At 72.6% G+C, this 16,834-nt stretch carries 12 protein-coding genes; 5 read left to right on the top strand and 7 right to left on the bottom strand.

Annotation, left to right across the window (positions count from 1 at the left end; all coding sequences use genetic code 11):
* Window positions 1-10 precede the first annotated feature (10 nt).
* Both H5965_RS34580 and H5965_RS34575 read left to right on the top strand, forming a co-directional pair.
* Entirely contained in the window at window positions 11-1,219 is a 1,209-nt protein-coding gene (locus tag H5965_RS34580; RefSeq protein WP_310974978.1) for a cytochrome P450, read from the top strand.
* Window positions 1,220-1,280: 61 nt separating this feature from the next.
* Window positions 1,281-2,009: a metallophosphoesterase family protein gene (locus H5965_RS34575; RefSeq protein WP_310974977.1), complete on the top strand. Its 729-nt coding sequence runs from the start codon at window positions 1,281-1,283 to the stop codon at window positions 2,007-2,009.
* Here H5965_RS34575 and H5965_RS34570 read toward each other — a convergent pair.
* From H5965_RS34570 to H5965_RS34545, 6 genes are all read right to left on the bottom strand, one after another.
* The gene (locus H5965_RS34570) at window positions 1,981-2,829 is read right to left on the bottom strand and encodes an SGNH/GDSL hydrolase family protein (protein WP_310974976.1); all 849 of its coding nucleotides are present in this window, start codon (window positions 2,827-2,829) and stop codon (window positions 1,981-1,983) included. The genes H5965_RS34575 and H5965_RS34570 overlap by 29 nt on opposite strands.
* A gap of 513 nt (window positions 2,830-3,342) precedes the next feature.
* Window positions 3,343-4,524, bottom strand: coding sequence for a phosphotransferase (locus tag H5965_RS34565; RefSeq protein ID WP_310974975.1), 1,182 nt, complete (start codon window positions 4,522-4,524; stop codon window positions 3,343-3,345).
* A gap of 79 nt (window positions 4,525-4,603) precedes the next feature.
* Complete coding sequence (locus H5965_RS34560) at window positions 4,604-5,551, bottom strand: DUF389 domain-containing protein (protein ID WP_310974974.1); 948 nt, start codon at window positions 5,549-5,551, stop codon at window positions 4,604-4,606.
* Window positions 5,551-7,326 carry an aspartate--tRNA ligase gene (aspS, locus tag H5965_RS34555; protein WP_310974973.1) on the bottom strand — a complete coding sequence of 592 codons (1,776 nt, stop codon included), beginning with the start codon at window positions 7,324-7,326 and terminating at the stop codon, window positions 5,551-5,553. The genes H5965_RS34560 and aspS overlap by 1 nt, the downstream gene beginning before the upstream one ends.
* 95 nt (window positions 7,327-7,421) lie before the next feature.
* Window positions 7,422-8,024: an organomercurial lyase gene (merB, locus tag H5965_RS34550; protein ID WP_310974972.1), complete on the bottom strand. Its 603-nt coding sequence runs from the start codon at window positions 8,022-8,024 to the stop codon at window positions 7,422-7,424.
* Window positions 8,025-8,170: 146 nt separating this feature from the next.
* Window positions 8,171-10,060: an intein-containing Rv2578c family radical SAM protein gene (locus H5965_RS34545; protein WP_310974971.1), complete on the bottom strand. Its 1,890-nt coding sequence runs from the start codon at window positions 10,058-10,060 to the stop codon at window positions 8,171-8,173.
* Between the two features lie 200 nt (window positions 10,061-10,260).
* On the opposite strand from H5965_RS34545, the gene H5965_RS34540 reads away from it, so the two are divergent.
* Window positions 10,261-10,584: a hypothetical protein gene (locus H5965_RS34540; RefSeq protein ID WP_310974970.1), complete on the top strand. Its 324-nt coding sequence runs from the start codon at window positions 10,261-10,263 to the stop codon at window positions 10,582-10,584.
* A gap of 3 nt (window positions 10,585-10,587) precedes the next feature.
* Here H5965_RS34540 and sthA read toward each other — a convergent pair whose 3' ends face one another.
* Window positions 10,588-12,000: a Si-specific NAD(P)(+) transhydrogenase gene (gene sthA, locus H5965_RS34535; RefSeq protein ID WP_310974969.1), complete on the bottom strand. Its 1,413-nt coding sequence runs from the start codon at window positions 11,998-12,000 to the stop codon at window positions 10,588-10,590.
* A 297-nt stretch (window positions 12,001-12,297) separates the two neighbouring features.
* Between sthA and H5965_RS34530 the strand changes: the two genes are divergently transcribed.
* Both H5965_RS34530 and H5965_RS34525 read left to right on the top strand, forming a co-directional pair.
* Window positions 12,298-15,282 carry an AAA family ATPase gene (locus tag H5965_RS34530; RefSeq protein ID WP_310974968.1) on the top strand — a complete coding sequence of 995 codons (2,985 nt, stop codon included), beginning with the start codon at window positions 12,298-12,300 and terminating at the stop codon, window positions 15,280-15,282.
* Window positions 15,283-15,363: 81 nt separating this feature from the next.
* Complete coding sequence (locus H5965_RS34525; protein ID WP_310974967.1) at window positions 15,364-16,752, top strand: FAD-binding oxidoreductase; 1,389 nt, start codon at window positions 15,364-15,366, stop codon at window positions 16,750-16,752.
* Window positions 16,753-16,834 lie beyond the last annotated feature (82 nt).

Here is a 16,834-nt window from a genome sequence, read left to right as displayed (position 1 = left end):
AGGGGCGGAAATGACCAGCACGATGGCCGACACCTGGGGACTCCACGAGGCCCAGTTCTGGCTGCGGGGGAAACAACCGGAGCAGCGGATCGAGTTCGCCGCGGAACTCGGGATGTGGAACGTCTACGGGCACCCGGAGATCGAGGCGATCCTCCGCGACCCGGCGACGTTCTCGTCCGACACCACGCGGCTGGTCCCGAAGGAGCTGATGCCGGACCCCGACTACGACCTGTCGACGGGCAGCATCCTGCAGCTCGACCCGCCGTTGCACAACAAGATGCGCAAGCTCGTCAGCCGCGCGTTCACGCCGAAGGTGGTGGCGGACCTCGAGCCGCGGATCGCCGCGATCACCCACGAACTGCTGGACGCGATCCCGGCCGGCGACCGGCTGGAGCTGGTCGAGCACCTGGCCTACCCGCTGCCGGTGATCGTGATCGCCGAACTGCTGGGCGTCCCGGCCGGCGACCGGACCCTGTTCAAGGGCTGGGTCGACAAGATGTTCGAGTCCGCCAACCAGGTTTCGCTGGTGAAGAAGGACGAAAACCAGGACGCGGCCATCCGGTCGTCCATGGAAGGCCAGAAGGCGCTCGCCGACTACCTCGGCGTGCACGTCGACGAGCGGCGCAAGCAGCCGCGGGAAGACCTGCTGACGAAGCTGGTCGAGGCCGAGCTGGACGGCGAGCGGCTGTCCCGCTCCGACGTCGTCAACTTCGCGAACATCCTGCTGCTGGCCGGCCACATCACCACCACGATGCTGCTCGGCAACGCGGTGCTGTGCCTGGACACGCACCGGGAGTGGGACGAGCGGGTGCGCGCGGACCGCTCGCTCGTGCCGCCGATGATCGAAGAGTCGCTGCGGTACCTCACCCCGTTCGCGGCGGTCGCCCGCGTGACCATGCGGGAGGTCGAGGTCGGCGGCGTCACCGTGCCGGCCGACCAGATGCTGCTCTGCTGGGTGGCGGCGGCCAACCGCGACGAGCGGGTGTTCCGCAACCCGGACACGTTCGACCCGCTGCGCGCGGAGAACCCGCACCTGGCGTTCGGCCGCGGGATCCACTTCTGCATCGGCGCGCCGCTGGCGCGGCTGGAGGGCCGGGTGGCGCTCAACATCCTGTTCGACCACTACCCGGTGCTGCGCACGATCCCGGGTGAGCCGCCGAAGTTCCAGGTCAACCCCAACATGACCGGCGTGCGCGAGCTGCCGCTGTCGACGGTCTAGGCCGGTTGCGCCCTGGGCGAAATCGCTCGCCCGGGGCGCGTGGCTGTCCGATGGTGGACCGATGAACGTGGCGGTGCTGGCGGACATCCACGGGGTCCTCCCGGCGCTGGATGCGGTCCTGGCGGAGCCGGACGTCCAGGCGGCGGAGAAGGTCGTGCTGCTCGGCGACCTGCTCGCCGGGCCGATGCCGGTCGAAACCCTCCAGCGCCTGCAGGAGCTCGGCGACCGCGCGGTGTGGGTCCGCGGCAACGCCGACCGCGAGCTGGCCGAATCGGCGCGCACCGGCGGCACGTTCGTCCCGGACCCGATCTTCCCGTGGGCGGCGAAGCAGCTGCGTCCGGCCGACCTGCCGCTGCTGGACGCGCTGCCGCTGACGGTGACGCTGGACGGCGTGCTGTTCTGCCACGCCACCCCGCGCAAGGACACCGAGATCGTGCTCGTCGACTCGGCTCCGGAGAGGTGGGCGGAGGTCCTGGACGGCGTGACCGCGCCGACGATCGTCTGCGGGCACACGCACATGCCGTACGTGCGGCTCGTGGACCGCCGGCTGGTGGTCAACCCCGGCAGCGTCGGAATGCCGTACGGGGCAAGGGGCGCGCACTGGGCGTTGCTCGGCGACGGCGTCCAGCTGCGGCGGACGGAGTACGACGCCGAGGCGGCGTGCCGCTACCTGGCGGAGCACTGCGCGTACCCGGACATCGAGGAGTGGGCGGACTACTTCGTCCGCGATCCGGCGTCGGACGTCGAAGCGCTGCGGGTGTTCAGCGGGCGCGGAACGAGTTCCACATGATGACGGCGGCGTAGGGCAGGAACTCGCGGCCGCGGCGCCAGAGCCACGGGATGCCCTTCAGCACCAGCCAGCCCACGTGCCCGGTGGTGCTCGGTTCGGCGCCGCCGCTGCAGGTGAGGCTGACCGGTTCCGGGACGGCGAACCCGGCGTCGGCGAGGAGGCCGGTGAAGCCGTCGGCGAGCATGCGGTGGCCCAGTTCGGAGGGGTGCAGCCGGTCGACGCTCCAGGAGGCGAGGTCGTAGGCGCCGGGCAGGCGGGCGAGATCGAGACAGGCAACGCCTTCCCGGGCGACGACCTCGTCGATGGCGGCGTTGAGTTCGGCGACCCGGGCGCTGAGGGCGCGCTTGAGCGCCTGCGGGAGGCGGAAGACCTTGCTGTGGTCGTGGAAGCGGACGGGGAGGACGGTGGTCCCGGTCGCGCGGAGGCGCCGGATGACTTCGGTGAGATCGGCGGCGATGCGCGCGGCATCGAAGTCCGGCCGGAGGGTGTCGTTCATGCCGGCGACGAGCAGGGCGACATCCGGCCGCTGGGCAACGGCGGCGGGCACCTGCTGGGTGAGAACGCACCGCATCCGAGCCCCGGCGAAGGAGGGGTTGAGGTAGCCGCTCTCGTCGACCCCGAGCGCGGCGGCGACGAGCGGGCCGACCCCGCGCCAGCCACCCCGGCGGGGAAGGGGATCACCGAGCCCCACGGCGGTGGAGTCGCCGAGAACAGCGAGGCGCCGAGCGCGTTTGAGCGGCGCGACGGCGGCCAGCGGGCGCCGGGGCGGTTCGGGCAGCGGGGTGACATCGACGCTCATCACGGTCACGGTCACGACCATCGGCCATGGAGGCTCACACCCGGTGAGGTGGAGGTAACGCGGTCGCGACACCGGGCCTAATTCTTGACGCGCACCTCACAGCGGCCGGATATGTCCTGTTCGAGGGCTCGGCTCGGCTTCGGCTCGGCGCGGCGCGGCTCGGCGCGGCTCGGCGCGGCGCGGCTCGGCGCGGCTCGGCTCGGCTCGGCTCGGCTCGGCTCGGCTCGGCTCGGCTCGGCTCGGCTCGGCTCGGCTCGGCTCGGCTCGGCTCGGCTCGGCTCGGAAAAGCATCGCCAGCCGCACGAGCCCCCCTCCGGCCACACCCCCCTGCCGACCCGATACGCAGCCGCCTCAGCGGCCGGCAGGTGGTGTCAAGGCACGCTTTCCAGCCTTGACACCACCTGCCGGCCGTTGAACAATCCGGCGTTCGGGCCGGCGGGAACCAGACCGGCCGTGGAACAATCCCGCCTTCGGGCCGGCGGGAACCAGACCGGCCGTTGCACAATCGCGCGTTCGGGCCGGCGGGAACCAGAGTCACCGGAAAGCCGGATAAAAAGCCAAATCGGCGTGCGGCCCCAACCGGGCAGCCAAAGCCGCAGCGACCCGCGCAGCGAACTCCGAAACCGCCGTCATCCGGACATACCCGGCATGCTTTGCCAAATCCCGCCACCAGGTCACAAAAGCCGCCTCCCGGCTGACCGGGGCAGCGTGCCGGGACAGGTTCAACGCTCCCAGCTCCTCCCCCGTGATCAGCCAGACCCGCAGCAGCTCGCTCGACGTCAAATGCCCGGCAAGCACCTCGTCATCGGCAAACGCCGGCCAGACCCCGACCACCTCGGCCCGCCAGGCCGCGATCATCGCCTCGCTCATCCCCGCCGGCAGCGCCAGCGCGTCCGGCCAGCCGGCGAACGGCAACCGCAGGTGAGCCGCATCGACCAGGGCTGATCGGACGCAGCCGTTCTCGAAGTCCAGGAACCGGACGCCCTGCCCGGTGACCAGGTTGTTGTCCGGACTCAGCTCGACCGGGCTGAACGCCCGGAACCCCGCCGCGCGCGACTGCTCCACCGCCGCCATCACCTGTGCGAGCACCTCGTCCGGCACCGGGATCCCGAGGCGCTTCTGGATCAGCGAAGGCACTTGCGCGCACAACGCGTCGACCCCGTCGGAATCACCCTTCGCCGGCCCGCCCAGGCGCCGCAGCAACGCGTTGAAGTCCGCCTCGCGGCCGGCCGTGCTCGCGTGCAGGCGGCCGAGGGAGCGGGCCCAGGACAGCAGCGCCCGCTCGGCCGCGCGGGAGTCGCGGGCGTAGAGCTTGTCCTCCAGCGTCGGCGTGCGGCCCAGGTCCTCCAGCACGAGCACGCGGTCGCGGCCGTCGTGGGCCACCAGTTCCGGGCACATCCGCTCGTCCGGGGCCAGCGCCGTGAACAGCTGGTAGCTGACCGCCTCCTGGGCGAACGGGTCGGCGCCGGACTCCGGCCGGTCCGGGTAGTGCTTGATGACGAACGTGCGCGGGAGCGCGAACGACGACACCACGCGCGCGCGGACCACCGTGGCCGGCCCGCTCCCCGCGAGGTCCTCGGGCCCGACCAACGTGATCGCGCTGCCGAACCGGCGTGAGAGAACGGACTCGCCCGCCGCGACCGCCGCGGCGATGGCAAGCTGCTCGGCTCCTGCCCCGACTCCAGCGTCGCCGGTGGAGGAGGTGTCGACTGTCATTGTCACCGACCCTACTCGTGACTGAGCAACCATGACTACTGACATCCGGACAAAAAGGGGCATCCCGCTTGAAGACGGGTCACCCGCGTGAAAGCGGACGCGTTCCCACCCGTGAACGTTGCCCATTCCGGCGCACGATCAACACAATGGCCGCAGCTGCAACGATTCCGAGAAGGTTGACCAGCAGCTGCCCGACGGACTGGACGCACCGGCTCCACTCCCCCGCCACGGCCGCGACGACCGCGTACCCCGCGGCCGGCACCGTGGTCACGGAGATGAACACGCCCACCAGCGCGGCCGACTTCGCCGACGTCATCGCCAGCATCCCGGCGGCGCCGGCGAGCATCGCGACGACCAGGGACGGCACGCCGACGGAGAAGACGAAGTCGACCTCGTGGTTCTTGTCCAGCCGGAACGCGTCCGCGCCGAAGACGTCGGTCGCGCGCACGAGCAGCGCGCCGCCGAGCGTCACCACCATCGCCAGCGGGAAGCCCGCCCCCAGCGCGGCACCCGCCCGGCGGACGAGGTCCCAGCGGCGCAGCACCAGCCCGACCGCGAACGCGGCCAGCGGCCCGAACTCCGGGCCGACCACCATCGCGCCGACGATCGTCACCGCCGAGTTCGTCAGTACGCCGACCGCGGCGAGCAGGCAGGCGATGGTGAGGAAGGCCAGGAACGTCACGTTCAGCCGGGATTCCTCACCGGTGCGCGCGACCAGTTCCTCCCACACGACGGCGTCCGCGGCTTCGCCGGGCGCGGCTTCTTCCGCCCGGTCGGCGGCGTCGGACAGCGCGGTGTCGAGCGCTTCGAGCGTGATCCCGCCGGTGTGGTCGAGACCGAGGCCGCACAGCGCGTCGATGATCTCGTCCGCCGCCTCGCGGGCGATGTCCGCCTCGACCAGGTCACCCTCGGGTTCCACGGCGGCGCCGCGGTGCACGACGAGGTGCGCGGTGCCGGCGTGGGCCCGCAGGATGTCGAGCGCCGAAGCGGTCTTCTCCTGCGGGCACACGGCCCTGAGGTGCAGCACTAGTTCTGCGGGGCGGCGGCCGGTTTCGCGTCGATCCCGGCTTCCTTGCGCTGCTGCGCGGTGATCGGCGCGGGCGCCGCGGTCAGCGGGTCGTACCCGCCGCCGGTCTTCGGGAACGCGATCACGTCACGCAGCGAGTCGGCCTTCGCCAGCAGCATGACGATGCGGTCCCAGCCGAACGCGATGCCGCCGTGCGGCGGGGGGCCGAACTGGAAGGCGTCGAGCAGGAAGCCGAACTTCTCCTGCGCCTCCTCCTCGCCGAGGCCCATCAGGTTGAAGACGCGCTTCTGGACGTCGCCGCGGTGGATACGGATCGAGCCGCCGCCGATCTCGTTGCCGTTGCAGACGATGTCGTAGGCGTAGGCGAGGGCGTTGCCCGGGTCCTGCTCGAACTTGTCGATCCACTCCGGGGTCGGCGAGGTGAACGCGTGGTGCACCGCGGTCCACTTGCCGGAGCCGACGGCCACGTCGTCGCCGATGTCCTCGACCGGCGCGAACAACGGCGCGTCGACGACCCAGACGAACGACCAGGCGTTTTCGTCGATCAGGCCGAGCCGCTTGCCGATCTCGTCGCGCGCGGCGCCGAGCAGCGGCTGGGTCGACGAAGCCTTGCCCGCGGAGAAGAAGATGCAGTCGCCGGGCTTGGCGCCCGCGGCGGCGGCGACGTTCTCCCGCTCGTGCTCGGACAGGTTCTTCGCGACCGGGCCGCCGAGCGTGCCGTCCTCGTTCACGAGGATGTACGCGAGGCCCTTGGCGCCGCGCTGCTTCGCCCATTCCTGCCACGCGTCGAGCTGGCGCCGCGGCTGGTCGGCGCCGCCGGCCATCACGACCGCGCCGACGTACGGGGCCTGGAACACGCGGAACGGCGTGTCGGCGAAGAACTCCGTCATGTCGGTGATCTCGAGGTCGAAGCGCAGGTCCGGCTTGTCCGAGCCGTACTTGGCCATCGCCTCGTGGTAGGTGATGCGCGGGATCGGCCGCGGGATCTCGTGCCCGATCAGTTTCCACAGCGCGGAGACGATGTCCTCGCCGAGCGCGATGACGTCGTCCTGCTCGACGAAGCTCATCTCGATGTCGAGCTGGGTGAACTCGGGCTGGCGGTCGGCGCGGAAGTCTTCGTCGCGGTAGCAGCGGGCGATCTGGTAGTACCGCTCCATGCCGCCGACCATGAGCAGCTGCTTGAACAGCTGCGGCGACTGCGGCAGCGCGTACCAGGAGCCGGGCTTGAGCCGCGCGGGCACCAGGAAGTCGCGCGCGCCTTCGGGTGTCGAGCGGGTCATCGTCGGGGTCTCGATCTCGACGAAGTCCTGGGCGTGCAGCACCTCGCGCGCGGCGCGGCTGACCTCGCTGCGCAGCCGCATGGCCGCGGCCGGGCCGCTGCGGCGCAGGTCGAGGTAGCGGTGCTTGAGCCGGACCTCTTCGCCGACGTCGACCCGGTCGTCGATCGGGAACGGCAGCGGCGCGGCCTCGGAGAGCACCTCGAGCCGGGTCGCGAGGACCTCGATCTCGCCGGTGGGGATCTCGGCGTTGGCGTTGCCCTCGGGGCGCTTCGCGACCTCGCCGACGATCTTCACGCAGAACTCCGAGCGCAGCGCGTGCGCGCGCTCGGCCATCTCGCCTTCGCGGAAGACGACCTGGGCGACCCCGCTGGCATCGCGGAGGTCGATGAAGATGACGCCGCCGTGATCGCGCCGCCGGGCCACCCATCCGGTGAGGGTGACGGTCTGTCCGGCCTGTCCGGCACGCAGGGTGCCGGCGTTGTGAGTGCGGAGCACTGCGACTGCTCTCCTTCGACATGGGTGGTTCGCCTGTTGAGAAGGCTAACGAACCACCCAGCGTACGACGTCGGCAGGCTCGGGAGACCAGGTGGTCAGAGGACGTACTTGGGCCGGGTCTCCAGCGCCGCGACCAGACGGTGGGCCTGGGACAGGTAGGCGGCGACCTGGTAGATGCGCCCGCCCGGGTGCGCCACCAGCCAGCCGGCGGCCGCGGTGGCGGAGGCGAAGAACGGCTGTCCCGCGCAGGCGACCGCGTCGACGCCCTCGAGCCCGAAGCCGAGGTCGACCGCCGCGACCACCGCGGCCGGCGGATCGACCAGGAGGATCCCGTGCGGCATCAGCTCGATGCGGATGCGCGTGCCGGTGACCGGGCAGATCGCCGCCGCGTGGACGCGCTCGCCGGTCGCGATGGCGAGCAGGAACATGTCGACCGTGCCGTCCGGGCCCGCGCCGAGGGTGCCCTCGGCCGGCTCGAGGCGGTGGTGGGCGCCGCGGGGGGCCGGGCCGGTCGAGACGAGGTCGCGGTGCAGGGTGAACCCGATCAGCTCGACCAGGCGGCGGGCCTCGGCCGGGGCGACGCCGACGGTCGCGGCGAGCCTGTCGACGCCCACCGGGTGCCGGCCGGCCCGGGTCAGCTTCAGGGCGGCCCAGGCGAGCCGGGCGGCCGCGACACGGTCGGTCTGCGAGGTCGTCATCGTCCGGCTCCTTTCGGGATCGATCCCTTCGACGTTAGGCGCCGGTGAGGCGGGGCGACAACGACACGATCGGACATTTTGCCGCAAACCGAAGACACCGCCCCCGAACGGCCCAGTGCGTCACCCAGTCGGTCCGAAAAGGACCATCAGAGCAGCCGCAGCTGCTCCGCGGGAGCGGCCTCCGCCGCCGGCAGCTCGGGACCCCGCGCGTCGAAGCCGGACTTGCGGTCCAGGCCGTGCCGCCGCAGCAGCGGCCCGACCCGCGCCGCGAGGCCTTCCCGGTAGGCCTTCCGCACGTAACTCCCCCGCGCGTAGAGCTCGCGGTACCGCGGCACCAGCTCCGGGTGCGTGCCCGCCAGCCAGCGACCGAACCACTCGCGCGCGCCGGGCCGCAGGTGCAGCGCGAACGCCGTCACGCTCGTCGCGCCCACGTCGGCGAGCTGGGCGAACAGGGCGTCCAGTGCCTCTTCGGAGTCGGTCAGCCACGGGAGCACCGGCGCCACCAGCACCGAGCACGGCAGCCCGGCCTCGCGGGCCTTGCGGACCAGCTCCAGCCGCGCCCGCGGGCTCGGCGTGCCGGGTTCGAGGCGGTGCTGCAGCTCCTCGTCGAGCAGGGCGATCGACACCGCGAGCCCGACCGGCACGTCGCGGGCGACGTCGCGCAGCAGCGGCAGGTCGCGGGCCAGGACCGTGCCCTTGGTGAGCACCGACAGCGGCGTGCCGGAGCGCGCCAGGGCCGTGATGATGCCGGGCATCAGCCGGTAGCGGCCCTCGGCGCGCTGGTAGGGGTCGGTGTTGGTGCCCATCGCGACGTGCTCGCGCCGCCACGACGGCTTCTTCAGCTGCGCGGTGAGCACCTGCGGGGCGTTGATCTTGACGACCACCTGCGTGTCGAAGTCGCGGCCGGCGTCGAAGTCGAGGTAGGTGTGGGTGTTCCGGGCGAAGCAGTTGTGGGACACCATGCCGTCGGCCACGAAGTCGCCGGTGCCGGTGGTGATGTCGAACAGCGGCAGCTGCAGCCCGAGCGGTTCGATCGCCTCCACGCGGCGCCGGCTCGCGCCGATCACCGCGCCTTCGAGGGACCGTTTCCACGTCACGGCCGGGTTGCCGACGTGGAAGAACCGGAGCACCTCGCCGACCCCGCCGAGCAGCCGGATTTCCTGCCGCGTCGGGAACTTCGGCACCTCGTCCAGCTGGTGGGCGAACCCGAACCGGTCGAGCGCGGCGACGAAGGCGTCGGCGATCTCGGGCTCGTCGTGCGCCACCGCGAGCACGCCGCGGCCGTAGTCGCCCGCGATGTCGAAGACGCCGGCGAGGAATCCGCGCTGCCAGTGGGCGTCCGGATCCGGCGGCACCTTGAGAAAACCGACCGACGCACCGAAGTCCGGCAGGTAGCGCAGCGCGCGGGCGGCGGCGTCCGGCTCGGCGGCGAAACCGCCGGAGCGCAGCATCCCGCAGAGGTAGCCGGCCCGGTAGCCGAGCGTCTCGTCCGGCGTCGGCGCGAACCGGCCGACGCCGATCAGCTCGGTGCCGGGCTCCAGGTGCGGCCGCTGCGCGGCGCCGAACTTGCTGCCGGTGACGTGCTTCCAGCCCTTGCTGGTGAGGAACCGGTGATCACCGCCGGCCACGAGCTGGGTGCCGTCGTCGAGCGTCACCCGGTAGGCGGCGCGCAAGGTGGTCCAGTGGGCTTCGACGCGGGTCGGCACCAGCCGCCGGGAGGCACCGTGGCCGCGGGTGCCGTAGATCTCGTCGCCGACTTTCAGGTCGGACAACGCCTTCGTCCGGCCGTCGGCCATCAGGATCCGGGTGCCGCCTTCGAGGCAGTAGGTGCAGGCGTGCGAGCAGCCGCGGTAGGGGTTGACGGTCCATCCGAACGGCACCCCGGACCCGGCGGGCACCTTGTTCAGCACCGACCGGGCGTGCACCTCGTGAAAGGTGACGCCGTCGAATTCCGGTGACCGCACCGATCGCACCAGGCCCTCGAGCCCGGGCAGTGCCGGTTCACCCTCCCCTGTCCGCTGTCGATCCCATCGCACGGCGCCAGTCGAACATATGTTCTAGACGGGTGTCAAACCGGTTCGGGACAAGCGGATCACGTGGTGCCGGTGGTGTTCGTGGGGCGGATGGGACGGCGCTGGGCCGACCGGGTGGTGTTCCGGACGGCCACCCAACCGGGCACGCCCGGCCGGCGTGGACGCCGTGCGAACCCATCCGCGACACCGGAAGGCAGGATCCGATGATCTCTCGAACCGCGAAGACCGTGCTCGCCGCGACAGTGGCGGCCGCCGGGTTGTCCGTTGCCCTCGCGTCACCCGCGGCCGCGGCGCCCGCCTACTGCACCGCTTCGAAGTCCGGCAACGGGGCGACCGCCTACTGCTACGCCTCCGCTTCCGGCACCCAGTTCCGGGCCATGGCCTACTGCCGCTACCTGACGCCCAGCGGCAGCTTCGACTACTCCTACTTCTACGGCGCGTGGCGGACCCAGGGCGACCCCCTCTGGTCCACCGCGGCCTGCGGTGCCGGGTGGAGCTACGTCAGCCCCAACGCCCAGGTGCGGTGAGACTCAGGACGAAAAGCGCTCCAAGGCCCGGATCTTGTTGGTCGCGTCCAGCGCCGCCACCTTGTACGCCTCCGACAGCGTCGGGTAGTTGAACACCGCGTCCACCAGGTAGTCGACCGTGCCGCCGCAGCCCATCACCGCCTGTCCGATGTGGACCAGGTCGGTCGCGCCCGTGCCGAACACGTGGACCCCCAGGAGCTTGCGGTCCGTCGTGGACACCAGCAGCTTCAGCATCCCGTAGCTGTCGCCGGTGATCTGGCCGCGCGCCAGCTCGCGGTAGCGGGCGATGCCGACCTCGTACGGCACCGACGACGACGTCAGCTGGGCCTCGGTCGAGCCGACGTACGAGATCTCCGGGATCGTGTAGATGCCGATCGGCTGCAGCGCCCCCAGCTCGTGCGCCGGCTCGCCGAACGCGTGGTACGCCGCGAGCCGGCCCTGGTCCATCGACGTCGCCGCCAGGGCCGGGAAGCCGATCACGTCGCCCACCGCGTAGATGTGCGGGACCGCCGTGCGGTAGTTCTCGTCGACCACCAGGCGGCCGCGCTCGTCCGCGCTCAGGCCCGCCGCCTCCAGGTTGAGCTCGCCGGTCATGCCCTGGCGGCCCGCCGAGTACATCACGCCGTCGGCCGGGATGCGCTTGCCGCTGACCAGCGTCGTGATCGTCGCGTGGTCGGAGACCGCCACGTCCGCGACCTTCTCGCCGAAGCGGAAGGTGACGCCGAGGTCGCGCAGCTGGAACTTGAGGGACTCGACGATCTCCGGGTCGCAGAAGTCGAGCATGTGGTCGCGCTGTTCCACCACGGTGACCCGGGAGCCGAGCGCGGCGAACATCGACGCGTATTCGATCCCGATCACCCCGGCGCCCACCACGACCAGCGACGACGGGATCTGCTCCAGCCGGAGGATCTCGTCGGAGTCGAGCACGCGGGCGGCGTCGAAGTCGACCTGCTTCGGCCGCGCGGGCCGGGTGCCGGTGGCGATCACGACGTGGTCGGCCGACAGCGTCCGCCGGTCGCCGCGGTGGCGGCCTTCGACCAGGACGGTGTGCGGGTCGGCGAAGGAGCCGGTGCCGTCGAGGAGGTCGATGTGGTTGCGCAGCAGCTGCGCGCGCACGACCTGGACCTCACGCCCGACGACGTGCTGGGTGCGCGCGAGCAGGTCGGCGATGGTGATGTCCTGCTTGACGCGGTAGCTGGCGCCGTAGAGCTCGCGCTGGTTCATGCCGGTCAGGTAGAGGACGGCTTCGCGCAGCGTCTTGGACGGGATCGTGCCGGTGTTGACGCACACCCCGCCGACCATGTCGTGCCGGTCGACGACCGCCACCTTCTTGCCGAGCTTCGCCGCGGCGATCGCGGCCTTCTGCCCGCCGGGGCCCGAACCGATGACGATGAGGTCGTACTCGTGCTCGCTCACGACGTCGAGCCTGCGCACCCGGCGCGCCGGGCGCAACCCCCAGCCGGTGAAGATCGGCGCGCGAGCCGATCGCGGTGTCGGCGCGCGCCGGTGCTGCCCGTACTCGCCGACGACGAGACCAGCACCGGACGGACACCGCCTCGCCGCCACGAGACCCGCGCGCGCCCCGGCCTCGGAGCCGGCGTGCAGCGGCGCTGCCCGGTACCCGCCGATGACGAGACCGCCACCCAACCGACCCCGCCTCGCCGCCACACACATGATCCGCACGCGAACCGGCCTCGGGGTTAGCGTGTCCCGGTGCTGCGCGTCTCGCTGCTCGGCGAGCAAGTCATCGCCGACGATGCTTCCGGCGCCGTGCTGACCCGGTCGCCGCGGTCGGTTGCGCTCGTCGGGCACCTTGTCGTGCACGCCGGCCAGGCGCAGCCGCGGCGGCTGCTCGCCGGGCTGTTCTGGCCCGACTCCACCGACGCGCAGGCGCTGACCAACCTCCGCCGGGAGCTGCACCAGCTGCGGCGCGTACTGGGCGACCCGCCCTCGCTGAGCGTCACCGGGCAGGACCTGTGCTGGCAGGACACCCCGTCGAGCCGGGTGGACGTGCGGGAGTTCGCCGTCGCGCACCGGGCCGCGCTGGCCGCCGGGGATCCCGGCTCCGCCGCGAGGCATGCCCGGGCCGGTCTCGAGGCCTACCGCGGCGAGCTGCTGCCCGGCCTGGCCGACGACTGGGTCCTGGCCGCCCGCGCCGAGCTCGAACGCCAGTGCGTCGAGCTGTGCGACCTGCTCTGCCGGACGCCGTCGGGCGATCCCGCCGCCGCGCTCGCCGCGGCCCGCCGCCGGATCGCGCTGCGCCCGCTCGAGGAGACGGGCTACCGGACGCTGATGGCGCTGCAGGCCGCGGCCGGTGACCGGGCGGGCGCGGTGAGCACCTACCACCGGTGCGCGTCGGTGCTCGAACGCGAACTCGGCGTCGTCCCCGCCGAGGCGACCCGCGCGGCCCTGCGGCGGCTGCTGGCCCGGCCGGACCCCGAACCCCGGCGGACGGCCGCGCCCGGGCTCGTCGGCCGCGCCGCGGAGCTGGCCCGCCTCGGCGAGCTCTGGCGGGCGGCCGCGTCAGGCCGCGCCGGGTTCGTCCTCGTGCGCGGTGACGCCGGAGTGGGCAAGACCCGGCTGGTCACCGAGCTGGCCGGAGCAGCCCGGGCCGAGGGCGCGATCGTGGCCGCCGGCCGGTGCTTCGCCGCGCCGGGCCGGCTCGCGCTGGCGCCGGTGGCCGACTGGCTGCGCACGCCGGCCGTGCAGCGGGCGGCGGCGTCGCTGGACCCGGTGTGGCGCGCCGAAGTCGACCGGCTGCTGCCGGCCACGCGGACGGCCGGCGGCGGGCACCCGACCGTCGACGCGTGGCAGCGCCTGCGGTTCTTCGAAGGGCTGGCCCGGGCGCTCACCGCGAGCGGGCGGCCGGTGCTGCTGGTGCTCGACAACGCGCAGTGGTGCGACGAGGAGACCGGCGCGTTCGTCACCTTCTGCCTCGGCCTGCTGCCGGACGCGCCGCTGCTGGTCGCCGCGACCCTGCGCGACGGCGATCCCGGCCCCGGCGTCGCGGCCTGGACGGCCCAGCTGCGCGACGACGGCAGGCTGACCGAGCTGCCGCTGCGCCCGTTCGACGCCGACGGCACGGCCCGCCTCGGCGAGGCGGTCGCCGGGCGCCCACTGTCCACTTCGGACCGCGAACTGCTGCACGCGGCGACCGGCGGCTACCCGCTCTACGTCGTCGAAGCTCTGCGGGCCGACGATTCCCCGCCCGCCGAGGGGTTGGCCGCGGTGTTGCGGACGCGGCTGGAGCAGCCGGGCCCGGCCGCCCGTGAGATCGCCGGGCTCGCCGCCGCGGCGGGCCGGGACGTCACCCTCGAACTGCTCACCGAGGCGAGCGACCTCGACGCGGACACCGTCGTGGACGCCGTCGACGAGCTGTGGCGGCGCCGGATCGTGCGCGAGTTCGGCGGCGCCTACGACTTCACCCACGACCTGCTGCGCGAGACGGCCTACCAGCAGGTCAGCCCGCCGCGGCGGTGGCTGCTGCACCGGCGGCTGGCCCAGGGCCTGGAGCTGCTGCACGCCGGGGACACCGACGCCGTGGCGGCGCAGCTGGCCGAGCAGTACGCCCGCGGCGGCCGCCCGGACCGCGCCGTCGCGCACTACCGCCGGGCGGCGGCCGTCGCCGCGGGGACGTTCGCCCACGCCGAAGCGATCCGGCTGCTGCGGGAGGCACTGGCGCTCGTGACGGCCCGGCCGGCGAGCGGCAACCGCGACCGGGACGAACTGGCCGTCCTCGAAGCGCTCGCCGGGCCGCTCAACGCCCACCAGGGCTACTCGTCGCCCGAGCTGCAGCGCACGCTGGAGCGGTCGCTCGCGCTGGCGGAGTCGCTCGGCGACGCGGAGGCCGCGCTCACCGCGCTGCTGGAACTGTGGTCGTCGCGCTTCGTCCAGGGCCGGACGGTCCAGGCCCACGAGGCGGCCGAACGCGCGCTGGGCCTGCTCGCCCCCGGGACGAGCGCCGAGCAGGGCGGTTCGGCGCACTTCATCGTCGCGGGCTCGGCGCTGAGCCTCGGCCACGACCCGGCGGGGGCGCTGCGGCACTTCGAGCTGGGCGCCGAGCGAACGCGCGGCGCGTCCTCGTGGCCGATCGGCACCCGCCCGGACGTCCACGGCCCGGCCTGGGCGGCGCACGCTCACTGGCTGCTCGGGCACGAGGAAGAGGCCGTGGCGTGCGGCGCCGAGGCGATCGCGCTCGCCCGCCGGATCGACCACCCGTACAGCCTGGCCATCGCCTTGGCGTACGCGGGGATGACGCACCAGATGCGCCGCGACCGGCAGGCACTCGGGGTGGTCGTCACGGAGCTGCGGGCCCTGTGCGAACGGTACGGCTTCGCGTACTACCGGGAGTGGGCGCTGCTGCTGGGCGGCTGGGCCCGCGGCGGCCCGGCCGGCCTGGCCGCGGCGCAGCAGGGCGTCGCGAACCTCAAGGCCGAGGGATCGTTCGCTCGGATGCCGTACTGGTTGTCGCTGGTCGCCGAGCTGTCCCCACCGGAGGCGGCCCGGGCCACGCTGGACGCGGCACTGGCGGCCGGCGAGGCCCGCGACGACCGCTGGTGGCTGCCGGAGGTCCTGAGATTGCGGGCGGGCCACGACGCCGACCCGGTCCCCCGGCTACGGGCGGCCGTGGAGCTGGCCCGCGCCCAGGGCAGCATCGCCCTGCGGCGGCGGGCGGAGGCGGACCTGGAGCGGTCCTGACCAGGCCCGAACGACCCGAACGCTGGGCGAACGCCCGCTGCCTACGTTCCCCTCCGGAACCGAACTCCGAGAGGGGCCACCATGACCACCACCGCCCTGCCGCACGAAGAACTGGCCGCCGCCCTGCGCGGCGACCTCGTCACACCCGCCGACCCCGGTTACGACGAGGCCCGGGCCGTCTACAACGCCATGATCGACAAGCACCCGGCGGCGATCGCCTACTGCCGCGACGCGGCCGACGTCGTCGCCTGCGTCCGCTACGGCCGAGCCCGCGGCCTGGACATCGCGGTGCGCGGCGGCGGCCACAACGCGGGCGGCCTGGGTGTCGCGGACGGAGCGCTGGTCATCGACCTGTCCCGCCTGCGCAGCACCACGGTCGACCCGGTGAAGAAGACGGTCCGCGCCGACGCGGGCTGCACCTGGGGCGACGTCGACCACGCCACCGTGGCGTTCGGGATGGCAACGCCGTCGGGCATCGTCGCGTCCACCGGGGTGGCGGGCCTGACCCTCGGAGGCGGCATCGGCTACCTGGCCCGCCGCTTCGGCTTGACGGTCGACAACCTGCTGGCAGCGGACGTCGTCCTCGCCGACGGTTCGTTCGTGCACGCTTCGGAGTCCGAGCACCCGGACCTGTTCTGGGCCTTGCGAGGAGGAGGCGGCAACTTCGGCGTGGTCACGTCGTTCACGTTCCGCTGCCACGACATCGGCGAGCACGGCGTGGTGATCGGCGGGCCGGTGCTGTACGACCTGGCGGACACGCCGGAGGTGCTGCGCTGGTACCGCGAGCTGCTCCCCGCGCTGCCGGAGGAGCTCAACGGCTGGTTCGGTTTGCTGACGGTCCCGCCGGCACCCCCGTTCCCGGAGCAGCTGTGGGGCCGCAAAGCCTGCGGAATCGTCTGGTGTTACACGGGCGCGCACGACAAGGCGGACGAAGTCCTGGAGCCGGTCCGCTCGTTCGGTGAGCCGCTGCTGGTCGGCCTCCACGACCTGCCGTACACGGCACTGCAGGGAGCATTCGACGCGCTGTATCCCGCAGGCCTCCAGTGGTACTGGCGAGCGGACGTTTTCCACGAGATCTCCGACGAGGCCATCGAAATCCACCTGAAGAACGGCGAGAAACTGCCGACAATGCATTCATCGATGCACCTGTACCCGATCGACGGAGCGGCCGGCAGGGTGGCCCCGGACGCAACGGCCTTCCCCCACCGCGGGGGCGGCTGGTCGGGAGTGATCGTGGGCGTGGACCCCGCACCGGGGAAGGCAGAGGAAATCGCGGAGTGGACCCGCACCTATTGGGACGAACTCCACCCGACATCGGCGGGAGGAGCGTACATCAACTTCATGATGGAGGAGGGCCAGGACCGAGTGAAGGCGTCATACCAGGGCAACTACGAAAGACTGGCGGCGGTGAAGAGGAAGTACGACCCGGAGAACGTCTTCCACATCAACCAGAACATCCGCCCAGCCTGACAACGCACCCGGCCACCAACGGCACCCAGACCCCCCGCAACCCCGATCCGAAGCCAGAACACAATGGCAGCTTCGGGGTGGC

Source organism: Amycolatopsis sp. 505 (assembly GCF_031625235.1).
Classification (GTDB): Bacteria; Actinomycetota; Actinomycetes; order Mycobacteriales; family Pseudonocardiaceae; genus Amycolatopsis.
This window is presented reverse-complemented; position numbering and strand designations above follow the sequence as displayed.